At 41.3% G+C, this 16943-nt stretch carries 16 protein-coding genes; 9 read left to right on the top strand and 7 right to left on the bottom strand.

Annotation, left to right across the window (positions count from 1 at the left end; all coding sequences use genetic code 11):
• Nucleotides 1-12 precede the first annotated feature (12 nt).
• Both RMY64_RS14570 and RMY64_RS14565 read right to left on the bottom strand, forming a co-directional pair.
• Nucleotides 13-432: a GNAT family N-acetyltransferase gene (locus RMY64_RS14570; RefSeq protein WP_322700382.1), complete on the bottom strand. Its 420-nt coding sequence runs from the start codon at nucleotides 430-432 to the stop codon at nucleotides 13-15.
• A gap of 80 nt (nucleotides 433-512) precedes the next feature.
• Nucleotides 513-1298, bottom strand: coding sequence for a hypothetical protein (locus RMY64_RS14565; RefSeq protein ID WP_322700381.1), 786 nt, complete (start codon nucleotides 1296-1298; stop codon nucleotides 513-515).
• Between the two features lie 522 nt (nucleotides 1299-1820).
• On the opposite strand from RMY64_RS14565, the gene RMY64_RS14560 reads away from it, so the two are divergent.
• From RMY64_RS14560 to RMY64_RS14550, 3 genes are all read left to right on the top strand, one after another.
• Nucleotides 1821-2330 (top strand): hypothetical protein, encoded by a 510-nt coding sequence (locus RMY64_RS14560; protein WP_322700380.1) that lies wholly within the window; start codon nucleotides 1821-1823, stop codon nucleotides 2328-2330.
• Between the two features lie 106 nt (nucleotides 2331-2436).
• Entirely contained in the window at nucleotides 2437-3267 is an 831-nt protein-coding gene (locus tag RMY64_RS14555; RefSeq protein WP_322674692.1) for a hypothetical protein, read from the top strand.
• Entirely contained in the window at nucleotides 3264-4235 is a 972-nt protein-coding gene (locus tag RMY64_RS14550; protein ID WP_322700379.1) for a hypothetical protein, read from the top strand. The genes RMY64_RS14555 and RMY64_RS14550 overlap by 4 nt, the downstream gene beginning before the upstream one ends.
• Nucleotides 4236-4501: 266 nt before the next feature.
• Here RMY64_RS14550 and RMY64_RS14545 read toward each other — a convergent pair whose 3' ends face one another.
• From RMY64_RS14545 to RMY64_RS14530, 4 genes are all read right to left on the bottom strand, one after another.
• On the bottom strand, nucleotides 4502-5719 hold the full coding sequence (locus RMY64_RS14545; protein WP_322700378.1) for an acetate kinase: 1218 nt from the start codon (nucleotides 5717-5719) through the stop codon (nucleotides 4502-4504).
• Between the two features lie 588 nt (nucleotides 5720-6307).
• The gene (locus RMY64_RS14540) at nucleotides 6308-6808 is read right to left on the bottom strand and encodes a hypothetical protein (RefSeq protein WP_322688765.1); all 501 of its coding nucleotides are present in this window, start codon (nucleotides 6806-6808) and stop codon (nucleotides 6308-6310) included.
• A gap of 136 nt (nucleotides 6809-6944) precedes the next feature.
• Complete coding sequence (locus RMY64_RS14535; RefSeq protein WP_322700377.1) at nucleotides 6945-7481, bottom strand: HAMP domain-containing sensor histidine kinase; 537 nt, start codon at nucleotides 7479-7481, stop codon at nucleotides 6945-6947.
• A gap of 50 nt (nucleotides 7482-7531) precedes the next feature.
• A complete protein-coding gene (locus tag RMY64_RS14530) occupies nucleotides 7532-8044 on the bottom strand; it encodes a hypothetical protein (protein WP_322700376.1) in 513 nt (170 codons plus the stop codon).
• Nucleotides 8045-8362: 318 nt separating this feature from the next.
• Between RMY64_RS14530 and RMY64_RS14525 the strand changes: the two genes are divergently transcribed.
• Nucleotides 8363-9241, top strand: a complete 879-nt coding sequence (locus RMY64_RS14525; protein ID WP_322700375.1) for a M48 family metallopeptidase — start codon at nucleotides 8363-8365, stop codon at nucleotides 9239-9241.
• A gap of 138 nt (nucleotides 9242-9379) precedes the next feature.
• Here the strand turns inward: RMY64_RS14525 and cimA are convergent, their stop codons facing one another.
• A complete protein-coding gene (gene cimA / locus RMY64_RS14520) occupies nucleotides 9380-11041 on the bottom strand; it encodes a citramalate synthase (RefSeq protein ID WP_322673555.1) in 1662 nt (553 codons plus the stop codon).
• Between the two features lie 75 nt (nucleotides 11042-11116).
• Here cimA and RMY64_RS14515 point away from each other — a divergent pair, with 75 nt between their 5' ends.
• The 5 genes from RMY64_RS14515 to RMY64_RS14495 all read left to right on the top strand — a co-directional run bounded on the left by RMY64_RS14515 (nucleotide 11117) and on the right by RMY64_RS14495 (nucleotide 16923).
• Nucleotides 11117-11455, top strand: a complete 339-nt coding sequence (locus RMY64_RS14515) for a 2Fe-2S iron-sulfur cluster-binding protein (RefSeq protein ID WP_289795169.1) — start codon at nucleotides 11117-11119, stop codon at nucleotides 11453-11455.
• Nucleotides 11456-11472: 17 nt separating this feature from the next.
• Nucleotides 11473-11871, top strand: a complete 399-nt coding sequence (locus RMY64_RS14510) for a hypothetical protein (RefSeq protein ID WP_322673556.1) — start codon at nucleotides 11473-11475, stop codon at nucleotides 11869-11871.
• A 132-nt stretch (nucleotides 11872-12003) separates the two neighbouring features.
• Nucleotides 12004-14022 (top strand): glycine oxidase ThiO, encoded by a 2019-nt coding sequence (gene thiO / locus RMY64_RS14505; protein WP_322700374.1) that lies wholly within the window; start codon nucleotides 12004-12006, stop codon nucleotides 14020-14022.
• Between the two features lie 241 nt (nucleotides 14023-14263).
• Nucleotides 14264-14443: a photosystem II assembly protein Psb34 gene (gene psb34 / locus RMY64_RS14500; RefSeq protein ID WP_322673558.1), complete on the top strand. Its 180-nt coding sequence runs from the start codon at nucleotides 14264-14266 to the stop codon at nucleotides 14441-14443.
• Between the two features lie 266 nt (nucleotides 14444-14709).
• Complete coding sequence (locus RMY64_RS14495; protein ID WP_322700373.1) at nucleotides 14710-16923, top strand: tetratricopeptide repeat protein; 2214 nt, start codon at nucleotides 14710-14712, stop codon at nucleotides 16921-16923.
• The last annotated feature ends 20 nt before the right edge of the window (nucleotides 16924-16943 follow it).

Genomic DNA, 16943 nt, shown 5'->3' with positions numbered 1-16943 from the left:
AAGTGCTTGTTGCTACAACTCCATTGAAAAGTGATGACTTGTAATATTCATACGCTGCATGAGATAAAACCTGTGAGCTGCAAATCGCTGAACGCCAGAATCCAGACTCAGGTGTTTACACTCATGATTTCTGGCATATTCAATTAGCCACTGAAATAACTGTTGACCATAGCTGTGTGACCGTTTCAACTCATCAACAACTAAATCATCAATGTATAAAAATTTTCCCAATGCTAAACAATTAGAAATACGAAATCCAGCGATCGCTACAGCTTGCTTTTCTACCTCCAAGAATGCAAGTTGATATCCTTCTTTCATTTGATATCGAACTTGTTCTACAAAATTATCCTGCTCAAGGTGCGGGCGCAACTGAGAAATAACAGGAAAACACCCTAATATTTGAAAGTCAGATTCTGCCAATTGTATTGACATCAGTATTACCCTACTCAATCCTACATGAGAAACTTGTAACTTATTGAGTGAATCTAATCCTCGATTAGACTTGCAATAATTTAATCTTTAGGGGGAAATATAATTTTATTAGTCCCTTCAGGAGTTGTAATTATTTTTCCTCCCAAAGCTTCGATTTCCCTAATTGCGCGTTTTTGAGTTCTCTCATCAGCATGATTATTTAAAACCATTGACCAGGTAGAAATTTGAGCATATTTACTGTTAGGATTTCGACTCAGAAATTCCGCAGTCCTTTGGGAAGTATTAGCGATAAGCTGACTCTCTGAATCTGAAAATTTACTTGCCCAGTTTGCCGCCGTTGCAAAAGACTGTTGGGCAGCTTTCGCGTTGCCTAAAAATAATAACTCATCAACTCCTTTATAACGCCATATATAATAAGACTTTTTGGGAACTGAGGGAGATATTGATTTTAAGCCTTTCTCTGATATTGCGATCGCCCGTTCTGGCATACCAGCATATAATGAAGTACTGATCGAAAGACTGTGATAGGCTGCTAAAAATCGCGGGTCACGTTCTAGAATAACTTCAAAATATTCTGGACTTAAACTGTAACCTGTTTTATCCCGAATTTCATCATCTCCAAAATATTGGAGGAAATTGAGATATACCAAATCTGCAACAAAGTTATCATAACCAAAACTAGGTGTTTTTTTGAGAAAATTTAGACGGATATTTTCAGCTTTTATTTCTTTTTTTAAACTTTCTAAAGAGGCAGATTGTTTTCTATTTATTAGTTTTTGCAATTGGGGGAATTGAATCAAGCCAACTCCTAAAATACACATAGAAATTAAACAAGGTGTAGCAAAGGCTTGACGAGATAACAACATATTTTCCTTGGCTTTGCGATCGCAGTCATATCATTGTATACACAGTGGTATAGCAAAAGTCAGGACTACTTGTGTGTCTAAGCTTTGCTAGGTAAGATAAAAAAGTTAAATAAACTAATTTTATTATTAAGTGCCTGTTAATACTTCAATTTTATCTTTGGTCTGACATATACTTAATTCATTTTTGTATAAAATTATATTTAATTTATACTGACTTGAAGGAAACGTCCAAAAGCTAATTAAATAATTATTTCAGAATCACGCTACATAGGACAATGGGGAAACCCTACGATAGTGCTGGATTCACTGCAACGCAGTTATTCCAAAATCTAAAATGGTATTATTCTTTTTCTAAGATAAATTTTGCTCTAGGAAATCATAATTTTTTTTAGTAAAAATTTCTAAAATATTAAGTTGTTTTGACTTTAATTACTTTTTTGTAGTAAAAGCCTGAAAACTTTTGACATCACCTATAGTTGTATCTTGTTTATATTTAAATCTGTCTGTAACCTCTAAAACATCATGGTGAATAATACTCTTAATGAAAACACAGAAACTAATGGTCAAGCCATAGACAATTCGGAAAACAATAGTCAATATAGCAAACCAAGTAGTGAATTTAAAATCAAAGTTAAGAAGCTGAATAGTAATAAAGAAGGATTCAATATTGATGAAATTATTGATGCTATTCAAACAGCAATAGTTGAAGTTATCGAACTAGAAATTACCACTTGGGTTCCAGAATCATCTACTCAGTTAGAACAACTAAAAGAGCAGCAAATTGCTCAACCAGGTAATCGAATGCGCACTATAATCAATCTAATTGATGGTGATATAACTAATGAAGTTGGTAGTCAATTTGTTGGGAGCGGGCCATATACAGAACTTCGCGAATTTCATCTAACTCAAATCAAAGAAAGTCGGGAAATTATGCAAAAAAATATAGAAAGTTTGCATAAGCTGTATGGATTTTTTATAGAAATTATGAAATCTCGTAAAACTTCACAACAATCGCTATCTCGTCCACAGTAATTATTAATATTAATTAATAGTTAGTAAACCTAAAATACCTACAGAATAGGAATTTATCCAAACCTGTAGGTTAATTTGCTTTAAATAAATCAAGAAAATTATGACTATGCCTAACAAAATTCAAGAACAAGCCAAAGATTTGCTAGAGAAAGTAGTCTCATCTGTACATGAATTAGTTGATGATATTACAGCTTTAGAAATAAATACAATGGTTGTGGATCAAATTACTGGTGCAAAGTTTAATGCTTGGCAAGCGTATGAAGAGATTTATTCAATAAATGACAAAGACTACTTTGATGTCAAAGGAATTCCAAATCCAGACGATTTACCAGAACCAGAAAAAACTCAAGCTCAAGAATTACGCAAGCGTTATACAAGTCTATTTTCGCAACTTGAAAGAGAATATTTTTACATTCTCCTAGAAAAAAGTAATGAGAGTAGTGAGCCAGATTCCAGAATAATCCAATATCAAGAGCGTCTTAAATATCAGGTGGAACATAAAGCGAATATTCTTCCAACTGACGAGGTATACATAAAGTTAGCTCGACCAATATTGCCTGCTCCCACTCCTGTTGCAGATCGAGAAGAAAATAATCTAAAAAGTTTGCAGCAAAGATGGAAAGAGATTGAAGAACTTTTAAATAATGATAAATTTATTCGTACTTTGCGGAAAATGTCTGAACTAAAAGCGGCACTTAATAGTGGCAATATTACCACCGTAGATATTGATGTTATTTATGCTCAAACTGTTATGCAATTAGATGGAGATATTATTAGTCGTTATCATAAAAAACTATTTCAATTACCTGAAGGAGATAGAGATTTAATTCTAAAAATACATAATGAAGGGGTAGTTGCTGGAGAGAAACAGTGGCGTGGAACACTAGATTTTCTGATTGGTATTGTACAAAATATCGCAAAATTATCCCGACAATGAACGCCGAACAAACACACACAGATAACGAAGTTGATGTTCAACTCTCTTTCTTTGTACAAATACCTCAAGGCACTCCTATTGAACTAGAAATTAAGGTTGAACCAGGACAGTATACTTTTTATCTAAATAAAACCGTTTTAAAACAAATTGAAGAAGCACGAGAAATAGGCTGCTCTTTATACATTCCACCAAAATTACTAGCTTATCTTTGGTACTACAATTGTTTTAGCGATAAGATTTGCTTTAGTACTAACACTACGTTATACACTCAATTAGTAGTTAATAAAAAAAACTTTAAAATATTTGACAATACTTTTATCGTAAATTTTATCAAATTATTCTGGAGTAAAGCATTACAAAATAAATCAAAATTACAGTATGGACTTACTTTTAATTCTTATTATAGAGAAGATACATCAGCTTTATATTTTTGGAAAGAACAAGATATTATTTTACAAAGCAATATCTTATTTTATGGCGACATAATTCACAAAATTAGGAGTGATGTTATCCAAAATCCTCAGTGTTTAAATATTGTTTCTGTTCATTATTGGCTTATTGAACAAATACTAAGCTGTCTTCGGAGTAAATTAAATCTGCTAGTTTGGGAGATAGCTTCTCTCTTTCCTGCTGGTTTTCTAGTTTACAATCTTCATCCAGCAAATTGGATGCTAGTAATATTTGCTTGGTTAGGGTTAACTATATTATTTGCTACTACTCGCTATATAGTTGTTAATCAACTTCAAAGTCGTACTTCCATAAACTCTAAATTTATAAATAGGTTGATATGGACGCTGATTTGTTTCATTCCTAGTGTTGTTGCTACTACTAGCTTTAGTAACATTACTGGCTTATTATTACCGCTTTTTTCACTGATCGCCCCAAAACTTGTAAAGTACATTTTAAGCTTTACATGGGGGCGAGTTGTTAAATTGATTATGCGTCCCTTATTAAGAAATTTCAATTAAATAAAATCCTTTTAACTCTCTTTTTTTCACTATCGCTAGAGTAAAATCCAAAATTCTTACTCAGAATTGAGCTTTGAATATTCTCTCCCGAAAGTGATTAATCAGAATTCAGAATTCTGAATTCTGAATCGGCTACGCCCCGGTGCGCTAAAAGAATTAGAATAATCTCTCTGTCTAGCTTTAAGACCTAAATACTGTACAACACTTTCCTTGAAATCTGCTGCAATTTAGCTAACTTCTAAAAGGGGTTGGCTTTTTGATGATTTTTACTTTGTTAATATTTGCCAACAATGTCCGGCGATCGCCCAATCTTCTTGAGTATGTATGACTAATACTCTCACTGTTGAGTCAGGTGTGGCAATATCTTTATCTACAGGCTGCTGTTGATTTTTCTCAAGGTCTATTTTCAGTCCAATAAATCCAAAGGCTTCACAGGCGGCTTGGCGAATTTCCGCAGAGTGTTCACCTACACCTGCTGTGAATACTAAAGCATCTAATCCCCTCAAACTAGCAAGCATTGCGCCAATACCAGAACGCAAGCGATGTACGTAGATATCCCACGCCAGTTGAGCGCGAGAATTACCTTGAGCCATCGCTTCTCTGACTTCACGCATATCGCTAGATACACCCGAAATTCCTTTTAACCCAGAAGCTTTATTTAGTAACTCATCCAACTTTTCGATAGAGTAATTGCAGTGTCGCAACAGATAAATCAAAATCCCCGGATCGACTGAACCAGAACGGCTACCCATCATTAATCCGTCTAAGGGCGTGAATCCCATAGTAGTATCAATACTGCGACCGTTTTTAATCGCTGCTAAAGAGCATCCATTCCCCAGATGGCAGATAATTAATCGCTTAGGTGCAACATCTCGACCGAGAATTTGGACAGCACGTTGAGAACAGTATTGGTGACTAATACCATGAAACCCATAGCGGCGAATACCTTGCTCTACCCACTGATACGGGCCTGGATAAATTGCTGCTGCATCGGGTAAAGTGGCGTGAAATCCGGTATCAAACACTGCTACTTGAGTGACATCTTTTAGGATGTGTTCAATTGCTTCTATGCCTTCCAAAGCAACTGGATTATGTTCGGGAGCAAGATTAGACAGATCGGCGATCGCTTTTTTGACATCCTCCGTAATTACTACACTATCTCGATAATCTTCTCCACCGTGTACGATCCGATGCCCTACCACATCGATTTCTGACAAGCGATCGATTACCTTGGTGGCATCACGATCGAGTGTATTGAGCATATAGGTGAGGTGCGCCTGTGGGGAATCACCAGAGATTGATTTTTGTAGCGTTCCACCCGTAACAGTTTTCACCTCAATTTCTGCCACACCCCGATCTTGAGTCCAGTTGATTTTTCCTTCCCAAAGGGGTTGGGGTGCTTGGGTGGGCAGAGTTTCACCTGCAATTTCGTACAAACAACTCTTTTGGCTGCTCGATCCGGCATTTAGCACCAATATTTTCATAGTGACAACACAAAAAGACGATCTCTTTTGATCGTGTCACTAATTCTAGCTTCATGCTTAGTACAGTCTTGCGTAAAAGCGTAGCCTTAACAATATGTGAGTTCGACAGACCTCTCCCAGACAGCCTCCCTCTCTTAAAAGGCGAACGCGTTGCGTCTCCCTAAGGAGAGGGAGGAGTAATGAGTAAGGAGGGTTTTTACTCCCCTCTCCTACCAGGAGAGGGGCTGGGGGAGAGGTCAAAATAGCACTCGTCGAACTCATGTTAACAATACAAGCCGATGCATTAACAAGTCGGCCGTTGCATTAACAATACAAGCTGACGTATTAACAAGGCCGCGGCCGCATTCATAATACAAGCCGATGTATTAACAAGGCCGCGGCCGCATTCACAATACAAGCCGATGTATTAACAAGGCCGCGGCCGCATTCACAATACAAGCCAACGCATTGGCATTGCACGGTATTGCCTTTCATGAATTCGCTATAAATTAATGAAATTCTGTACTTAGTTTTCTCACGGCACAACATGACTTTGAAGCTTCTAAATTTCAGAGACTTGGAACTAGGAAGCGAAAAGAAGTGGCTTGGTCAGTTATCATTTCGTAGTTTGATTGGGCGGATGTCGCGGATCTTGAGGGTTCTTTTGCCTGCGTTATCGTCGTCATCAATTGTTAGCAGAGATTTCACGACCGTATGGTTTGCATTTCCACCAGTCACGGTGAGAACAAATGCTGAGTAACTGTTAGTGTTTGTGCCACAACCACTCCGGTCATGGAAGGTTTGATTCCATTCACCAATACGGACACCCTCGCCTCGTGGCTCATCACCACTTTGTTTAATTTCATTGAGGAGAGCTACTTTCAGTTGAGATAGCTTTGATTTTTTATCGGCAAGCATAAGTTTAAGAAACTTCTCGCGATTTACGTTGTCAAGGTTGCCGCCGTTGCTGCATTTATCTTCGTAGTTGGCAAAAGCTGAATTTGGGCTAGTCATCACCAGTGCTGGGATGTTGGCAGACTCAGAGGCGTGCCCACTTGTTGCCGCTAGTGCGAGAACACATAAAGTTAAAGTACAAAAATCAAAGCGCATTCAATTCTCCAAGCGTGAATTAGTGTGTCCAATCAAGATTAACTGCAACGGACACTAAAGGGCAGGATTTGCCCGGTAGGCGAATGCAGCAAAGAGGTAAAATCAGCGCCAACAGTATTTGATGATACTTGTACTTCTAATAGGGAAGTTTAGGCAACTTAACGATAAAGCTTGTTCCCTTTCCCTGGGCACTTTCAACTTCAATCGTCCCCTGATGAGCCTCAATAATACTCTTTGCTAAAAATAATCCTAACCCCCATCCTGTTTGATCCTCAGCAGAGATGGTTCGACGAAATTGTTGAAATAAGATTGATTGAGCTCCTGAAGAAATCGGATTACCTTCGTTGTGGATAGTGAGGCTGATATGCGTTTCAATTTGTTCAAGCGTAAGTGTAATTGGTGTATCAGGAGCACCATACTTCACGGCGTTAATAGCTAAGTTTTCAATTACCCGTCGTATCTCTTTACGGCTGCAATTGCTCCTGATAGCAGTATCACAAACTACAACAAACCGATTTCCATAAGCAAAGTTCAAATCCTCTACTACGTCCTGAACAAGGCTGTCTAAACTGCATTCTTCAAATTCAAACTTTAAGCTCTGCCCTGCCCGCAGCCGACTAGCATCGAGCAGATTTTGAATCATCGAATTCAAACGCTCGACTGCTTTTAGCATTTTCGCCGCGATATTCGCATGGGTGTCTCCTTGTTCAAGTCGACGCAGAGTCAGGGAATACCCATTTTTATAACATTGAGTGGGCCTCTAAGATCGTGAGTCAGTGTCACCATAAATAACTCTTGAATATCTCGCAACGTCTGGGAAAATTGAGTCGCCGCATCGTTAACAGCTTGCTCGATGGAATCGATAATAATATCTCGTTCCCTTACCTCTAAAGCCGCTTCTTCTTCTAAAATTTCAAATATGACCTGACGGAGAATGTGGTACTCAAAAATGAGTTGAGTCATTGAGTAGTCGGCAAAACCTGCCCGCTCATGTCCATGCTTTTTCCCAATCCGAGTGCTTTCTAGCTTATCGCTTTTTATTCTGGCTGGTGTCCTTTCAATCTTCGTTGACAGCTCATCCACCAATTGGTTTAGATACTCAGGTAGGGAATTTTGTAGCAGAAGAGAGTCCTGATGCATTGATGCACCGACTTCATCACGCGCCCGCTCCTCCCACCTCTGCATAATTCTTTCAACATTTTGCTTAAGACGGTTAGACACTTGATTATTAAACATAGAATTGCAAAAGCATCAAAACTAGCAAACAGTCAGCTTTAAACTGCTTGATATTGTACGCAACTGTCTTGTGATGTCAAGTGGTTATTAGAAAAGTCAGCCTATGCTGCTGTTGCTGGGGATCATGACCATTGGCGATTACCTACAGCAAACTGCGCCAACGCGAACTTCGGGATGTAGCCCATCGCAAAGTAGTCTACACCAAACCATTCGTAGCATAAAGGAAACCCCCAACTGAAATCGTTATACTAACTGTGGGAGGCTGTTTATCTATCCAGCCAGATTCCATAGTTGTATTTTTTTATAGCTTGTTACACTATGTCCTTCTTCAAAACCCCGCTGATTGGTTTAAAAGCTGACTCATTTCGTCATCCATTAGACCTGGAAGCTACCAGAGCGCTCAAGCAGATACCAGGCATAGATATGTTGGTGCGAAATTGGCTCGGCCCAATGGCAGAGCAGGTTTTCTATGTAGAAAATATTGCCTCTAGCATTCTGGTGGGTGAAAAGCAACTACCCGATTTATACAAGCTGTTGTTAGATGCCTGTAAAATCCTGGATATAGATCCTCCCCAGTTGTACGTCCGGCAACATCCGGCTCCCAATGCCTATACTTTTGCTGTGCGGGGTAAGCAGCCTTTTGTTGTGATACATACTTCCCTAATTGATATCCTTACACCAGAAGAAATACAGGCAGTAATCGCCCACGAGTTAGGGCATCTCAAGTGTGACCATAGCGTTTACTTGACTCCTGTAAATTTATTAATATTAGCTGCGGCGATTGTGCCCAATGTCGGTACAATCGTTGCTCAAGCCATACAAGCGCAACTTTTGGAATGGGTACGTTGTGCTGAGTTTACCTGCGATCGCGCTGCATTACTAGCAACTCAAGATCCGAAAGTGGTCATGTCCGTGTTGATGAAGTTGGCTGGTGGTTCTCCCACCTTAGCGCCCCAACTGAATCTCGATGCCTTTGTTGCCCAAGCCCGCGCTTACGATGATATTAGCAAGACAGAACTAGGTGAAATGGTCAAAGCTGCCCGTACAGCCCAATTAACCCATCCAGTACCAGTACTGCGGGCGCGAGAAATTGACCGTTGGGCAAGCAGCACCGAATATCAAACTCTGTTGCACAGTCACGGACTAAAGTCTACTAATAATGAAGTTGCACCCAAAGGTGGATGGCGCAATTGGTAGAGCTTCTATTGACAACCGTTTTTTGGCTATATAAGCAGAAAAATTTTTAATAGATCGTGAGAAGCGATCGCCAAATAGCGATCGCTTCTCCTTTTGATCGAAAAACGCAAACTCTAATTACACTACATATCCCTTTTGTCAACTAGAAGCTTTTAAAGCTGCTTCTGCTTGGGAATGTAACAACAAACCGTATTCCAAGCCCTCTACCACTGCTTGATAGGAAGCCGCCAAAATATTGGTAGAAACCCCTACCGTTGTCCAGCGTTGACGACCATTGCCTGATTCTACCAACACACGAGTTTTTGCCGCAGTGCCCGTATGTCCGTTGAGAATCCGCACTTTGTAATCTGTCAAATCAAAGGTTGCAATCTGAGGATAAAAGTTCACCAAAGCCTTGCGTAAAGCTGCATCCAAAGCTGCCACAGGCCCGTTACCTTCCGCCGCCTCCAAAATATTTTTCCCGTCAACAGCGACTTTGACTGTAGCTAGGGCATTGCTAGTTTCTTTCCCCTCAATCAAGTCACAGTGGACTTGAAAACCTTTGACTTCAAAAAACTTTTGGCGGCCTCCCAAAGCTTCGTGCATCAGCAACACAAAACTGGCCTCTGCTGCTTCAAATTGAAATCCTTCACTTTCCAAATCTTTAAGGCGCTGGAGAATTTCCCTAGCCTCTGCTTTTTGTTGATCCAATTCAATCCCAAAACTGCGGGCTTTGGCTAAAACATTGCTCAGTCCAGACTGTTCCGAAATCACAATGCGCCGACGATTCCCGACTTGTTCCGGCTGAATGTGTTCGTAAGTTAGGGGATTACGTTCCACTGCTGATACATGAATACCGCCCTTATGGGCAAAAGCCGAACGTCCCACAAAGGGAGCGTGTTCATCTGGGGCAAGGTTGACCACCTCACTCACAAAACGACTAGCTTCTGTAAGTTGTGTAAGCTGGTCTTCTGTGATACAACTGTAACCCGCCTTCAGTTGTAAATTGGGAATTAACGAACAGAGGTTAGCATTACCGCAACGTTCACCGTAACCATTAATTGTGCCCTGTACCATCTTTGCCCCTGCCATCACGGCGGCTATTGCGTTAGCAACCGCCATTTCCGAATCGTTGTGAGTATGAATTCCAATTTGAGGAATTGTCCTTTGTCCTTTGTCCTTGGTCATTGGTTCTTGACAAATGACCAATGACAAATGACTAATGACATCTTGAACAATTTGGCTAATTTCGTGGGGTAAAGTGCCGCCATTGGTATCACAGAGGACTAGCCATTCCGCACCAGAGGCGATCGCAGCCTCTAATGTCTGTAAAGCATAATCTCGATTGTGCTTATAGCCATCAAACCAATGTTCGGCATCGTAGATAATGCGACGCCCTTGAGAACGGAGGTACTCAATGGTGTCGCGAATCATCGCCAAATTTTCTTCTAATGTCGTCTTGAGTCCTGTTGTCACGTGTAAATCCCAAGACTTGCCAAAAATCGTTACCCAGCGAGTTCCCGCCGCCAAAATATCCTGTAGCATCGGTTCGGTGGCGGCAGTGGAGTTGGGGCGTCGAGTCGAGCAAAAAGCGACAATTTCAGCCTGTTTAAGCGGATCTTCTTGGAGTTGCCAGAAAAATTGTACATCCTTGGGATTGGCACCAGGCCAACCACCTTCAATAAAAGGAATTCCCAGTTGATCGAGTCTACGGGCAATGCGTAACTTATCTTCTATCGATACAGATAGCCCTTCGCGCTGAGTGCCATCCCGTAATGTAGTGTCATAGAGCCAAAGTTGAGGTGAAGAATTTGTGGTCATAAAACTGGGACCGACGAGACAACTTTCGAGGCAATGTGTCAATATACAACAAAAAGCCAGTTTGGCAATTTAAAAATGCCTAAAGTAATAGCTGAAGGTAAAACAATTGATTGCGAGCATGGAAGCAATCTGCGCAAGATTTTGCTGCAAAATGGTATTAACCTCTACAATGACGGTGCTAAGGTAATAAACTGTCGGGGCATTGGCAGTTGTGGTACCTGCGCGGTTAAGGTAGAGGGCAAAGTCTCAGCAGCGAACTGGCGCGATCGAACACGGCGTTCGCTTCCTCCCCATTCTCCTACAACAGACTTACGTTTAGCCTGTCAAACTCAGGTTTTAGGCGATGTGAAAGTGACAAAGTTTGATGGATTTTGGGGACAAGGTTCTCGAATAGTGTGGACACCAAAAGGTTAAAAAGGAGTTAAGACAAGATGGGTAGATGGACACCCTTAATTTTAATGGCTGGAGGTTTAGCCATTCTGCTTGGTACATTACTGGGCATCAACTTTCCGATGGGCGTACAAACTGCCAACGCTCCTAGTGACAAGAAATCAGAAGTCCTGCCAGCTAATATCAATGTTAATAGCAGCGCTGGCAGCAAAAATGAAGAAACTGCAACAGAAGGAAACGAAACAACTGAAACCAACCAAAACAGACGCTCTATTGTAGCTCCAAGACCTGACAACAGGAGTAACGTTGCTCAGAATTCTGGCGATGACTCAACATCACCTGCTGACACTACAACAGAGAATAATACAGATTCTTCAGGAACAAGCACACCATCCAGCGATACAAATCAAAGCAACGAACCAATCCGCGCCTTGTGGTAACGAGCAGATCCTTCTTCAGACCCGTCTTTAGTTACAAGTTATAAGTTATAAGTTATGAGTTATGAGTTATGAGTTATTAGTTATGTACTAATGATAAATGGCTAATGACAGATGACTAATGACTAATGACTAATGATTAGTGAGACTGTAATTATTGGTGGCGGCGTTATTGGTTTAGCGATCGCCATTGAACTAAAATTGCGCGGGACAAACGTCACCGTGCTTTGTCGTGACTTTCAGGCTGCCGCTACCCACGCCGCCGCCGGGATGTTGGCACCAGATGCAGAAAACATCGCTAATGAAGCAATGCGTTCTTTGTGTTGGCGATCGCGTGCCTTATATCCCGACTGGACGTGCAAATTAGAAGAACTGACAGGTTTAAATACTGGCTATCGTGCCTGTGGTATCCTTGCACCCGTCTTTGTGGAGGCAGGGGGGCAGGGGGGCAGGGGAGCAGGGGAGCAGAGGAGCAGAGGGGAAAGTCTTTCCTCCTCATCTCCCTCATCCCCCTGTTACTGGTTAAATAAGGAGGCAATTCATCAATATCAGCCAGGATTGGGAGCCGAGGTAGTTGGTGGCTGGTGGTATCCTGAAGACGCCCAAGTTGATAATCAAGCTCTAGCTCACGTATTGCGGACGGCGGCTGAATCTATTGGTGTTGAACTTAAAGATGGTATTACGGTAGAAGGATTTTTACAGCAGCAAGGACAAGTGGTTGGCGTGCAAACCAATGCTGGAATAATTCGCGCCGCGCACTATGTTTTAGCTTCGGGTGCTTGGTCAAATGAATTGTTACCGCTACCCGTGCTACCCAGAAAAGGACAAATGCTGAGTGTGCGGATACCAGAATTTGCGCCGGACTTGCCCTTAAAGCGGGTTTTGTTTGGGCAGGATATTTACATCGTACCAAGACGCGATCGCCTGGTTATTGGCGCAACCAGTGAAGACGTTGGCTTTATGCCCAACAACACCCCAGAAGGTATTCAAAAATTACTACAAGCTGCCATCCGGCTGTATCCCCAATTAAAGCATTATCCCATCCAAGAATTTTGGTGGGGATTTCGCCCAACCACCCCTGATGAATTACCCATCCTGGGCACTAGCCACTGTCAAAATTTAACCTTTGCTACGGGTCATTACCGCAACGGAATTCTACTTGCGCCCGTAACCGCCGCTTTGATTGCCGATTTAATCTTAGAGCAAAAGTCTCACCCCCTACTTGCTGATTTTCACTATTCGCGTTTTCAGTCCAAGTCATCTACCTCCACCCCAATGCTGACTCACTCTGCCAATTTCTCTAACGGACATCACTCTGCTATATCTCCACTCCCCACGGATGCGATTAATCGCGTCTCTACCGATTCCCCATTGATTATCGCTGGCAAAACCTTCCAATCCCGCTTGATGACGGGAACTGGTAAGTATCGCAGCATTGAGGAAATGCAGCAAAGCGTCGCCGCCAGCGATTGCCAAATTGTCACCGTAGCAGTACGACGGGTACAAACCAAGGCTCCTGGACATGAAGGTTTAGCTGAAGCCTTGGATTGGACGAAAATCTGGATGTTACCCAATACCGCAGGTTGTCAAACTGCTGAAGAGGCGATTCGGGTGGCGCGTTTAGGGCGAGAAATGGCGAAATTGTTGGGGCAAGAAGATAATAACTTTATAAAGTTAGAAGTAATACCCGACCTTAAGTATTTACTCCCAGACCCAATAGGGACACTGCAAGCAGCAGAACAACTAGTTAAAGAAGGCTTTGCAGTATTGCCCTATATCAACGCCGATCCTATGTTAGCCAAGCGTTTAGAAGAAGTAGGCTGTGCTACAGTCATGCCTTTGGCATCACCCATTGGTTCTGGACAAGGACTGAAAACAACTGCCAATATCCAAATAATCATCGAAAATGCAGGTGTGCCAGTGGTGGTAGATGCTGGTATTGGTTCACCCTCAGAAGCCGCGCAGGCAATGGAATTAGGAGCAGATGCCTTGTTAATTAATAGTGCGATCGCTCTTTCTCCAAAACCAGCAGCAATGGCTCGTGCGATGAATTTAGCAACAGTCGCCGGTCGTCTAGCATACCTTGCTGGCAGAATGCCTATTAAAGATTACGCCAGTCCTAGTTCACCTCTAACTGGGACGATTACTAGTTAAGGGGCATGGGGCAAGGGGGACAAGGGGGAATTATTACAAGTCTCTCCCTTATTTCCCCATCTTCGCTGTCTACGTTGTCTCTTCTCAATGCCCAATGCCCAATGACAAATGACAAATGACAAATGACAAATGACAAATGACAAATGACAAATGACAAATGTAACGATTTATCTAGCAGTTTAAGACCAGATTTAGCATTTATGTAACATTAAATTAACGATAAAGATAAAGGAATTCATTCATGCCCTATACCAATGAAGAAGGCGGTCTTCTGAATAATTTTGCCCGGGAACCAAAGGTTTATCAAGCAGAACCTCTCACGGAAGGGCAAAAGCGAACTTATATCATACTAGGAATTGCCGCTACAGCTTTGGTTGCCGGCTTGATTCTAGTCGCCTTCTTTGTTTCTAAGAGCAGTTGATCGTAAAACATTTTAAGAAAACTTCATCTTTTTTATAGTTTTTCAGGTTCCGATTTTAAGAGGGGCCTGCTTTTTTATTTTTTGTTAAAATTGAACTAGGAATGAAAGTATATAATTATACTTTATTGTTCCTACTATAATTGAAGGCTCAATATATCCACAGCAGCACAACATCTACTTATTAAAAATCATTTTTATTATGACTTTAGTCCACTTGAATGCACCCAGAAAGGTGATATGTACTATGTTTTGGCTTTTTAGCCGCTATGAGCGTGAATGATACTGCACACAACAATAATTCTACTTGGAATCGGCAAGTATACCACCGCCTGAAACTTGCCTTAAGTCTTGGCTTACGACGACAAATTCTTTTGGCAGTTTGTGATGATTTATACTTAAGAAATCAAGTAGCAGCCCGTTTGCATTCTACATTGGCTTATCCTGTTGGACAGGTGCTATATCAATCATCAAATGCTCAGGAAAATAGCACTCCAGCTTATCCGCGATTAGTCACGTTGCGTTTGAATTTAAACGATCCCAATCCCATAATTCAGATTAATCAATGGTTGACTAATTACCCACCGCCAATTGTTGAGGCATCAAAAGATACTCCTGGAAGACCTTTTCCAGTACCAGCATTTCAGATTGTCGGCGTGGAACATCTTACGAAGCAACCAGTTGCAACACAGCGTTTATTTTTGCACTATCTCCGCTTAAGCGAACAATATTTCTCTACACAAGAATCCAGCCGATTTCTAGAATCTAATTTGCTTTTGTGGATACCACGTCCTTGGTTAGCGGCTATTAAGCAATCAGCACCACAGTTTTGGCGTTGTCGTACTGGCGTATTTGTCTTTGCTGGAGAACCCACACCAGCAACTCAGAATTTGGCCTATCCAGAACGTTTTTCACGTTCAGGAAGCTTAGATTTAGGGAATATTGAGCAGTCGATTCTAGATGAATCAGCTAACCAAGCAGAACTCAGAACCGCAACCACCGAGTTCAAGTTTGATAATAATTCTGATTTCCCAGTAGAGATACAAGAAAATCGCGTACACAAAACTGAGGAAGTTTCACCATCAACAGCGGATTTATTGAAGGCTACGCCACAACAACAGGAATCTACAAATCGGTCTGGTAATGGGAGTAATAATCAATCGCTGTCATCTTTATCTTATATTAGCAGTGAGTTAAGGGAGCTAGTAACAGCAACAATTAATACAAGTATTGCTCAAAATGCTGAGAATTCTTTACAACCACAGCAGATTTTGTTGGAGATTGAAGAATTACACGAAAATCTTGTTTCAGAGGAGATACTGGCAGAGGCTTATCATCGCTTGGGTACTTTATACCGTCTTCGGATTGAGCAAGGAGAGGCAACTCTAGAAAACCTGATGGTGGCAATTATTGCCTATCAAGAGGCAATTAGCTATGACGAAAGCTCACCGCAACTCCCAGATATCTTGAATGATTTGGGTACACTCTACTGGATGCTATACCGCACACCACCCAATTCTGAAGAGGGACAAACTTATATAGAGCAGGCAATAGAATTTTATCAGTTGGCGTTAAAGATAATTTCGCCTCAGACACATTTGGAAACTTACGCTCGCGTACAAAATAATTTGGGGACAGCCTATGGTGATTTAGCTCGTTTCTCTCACCCATCGGAAAATTGGCAGCAAGCAATTTTGGCTTACAGTGAAGCACTCAGCTACCGTACAGCTGAAATGGATTCATTAAAGTATGCGGCTTGCCAAAATAATTTGGGTACTGCTTACTGGCATTTAGGGCAATACAACCAACCGATTGTGCATTTAAAGAAAGCGATCGCAGCTTACAATGAAGCACTTGCACACTACAACCCAAAAGAGGAACCGCTCAAGTATGGGATGATTCAAAACAATATCGGTACTGCGTTTTGGAATCTGGCACAATACGAACAACCTGCCCAAAATCTCCAGCTAGCCATAGATGTTTATAGCGAAGCTCTCAAGTATCGCACTCCAGCTAATGTTCCCAGTGCCTGCGCCGCTACACAAAATAATCTGGGTACTGCTTACTGGCATTTAGCAAACCTATCTGAAACTACTAAAGAGGCACGGCAAAAATATCTGCAACTATGTATCAGCGCTTACGAAGAAGCTATAGCTTTGGCTCACTCACTTAGCGGTACTTCTTTAAGTTTTGATTTGCTTGCCTCTCACAATAACCTGGGACTAGCACATTATCAGCTAGCAATAGATAAGTCTTTTAATGTTGACAAAGCAACACGCTCTCAACACTTAGAAGTAGCATTAGATAACCATTTGCAAGCCTTAAACGGATTAAGTAAACAACCAGAGGCTTATCAAACAACCTTTGCTTATGTGGTTAAAACTATTCGTGCTTTTCATAATGAGTTAGGGATACAGGGACAAAATCTAGCTTTATCTAAAGTTCCTAGCCAGTTGTTACCAGAGATTTTGTCAAAATTATGAATCCCATTGCTCTCCATAGT

The organism is Nostoc sp. DedQUE08, from assembly GCF_034530895.1.
Taxonomy (GTDB): domain Bacteria; phylum Cyanobacteriota; class Cyanobacteriia; order Cyanobacteriales; family Nostocaceae; genus Nostoc.
The sequence above is the reverse complement of the archived record's forward strand: the minus strand, read 5'-3'. Positions and strand labels throughout refer to the sequence as shown.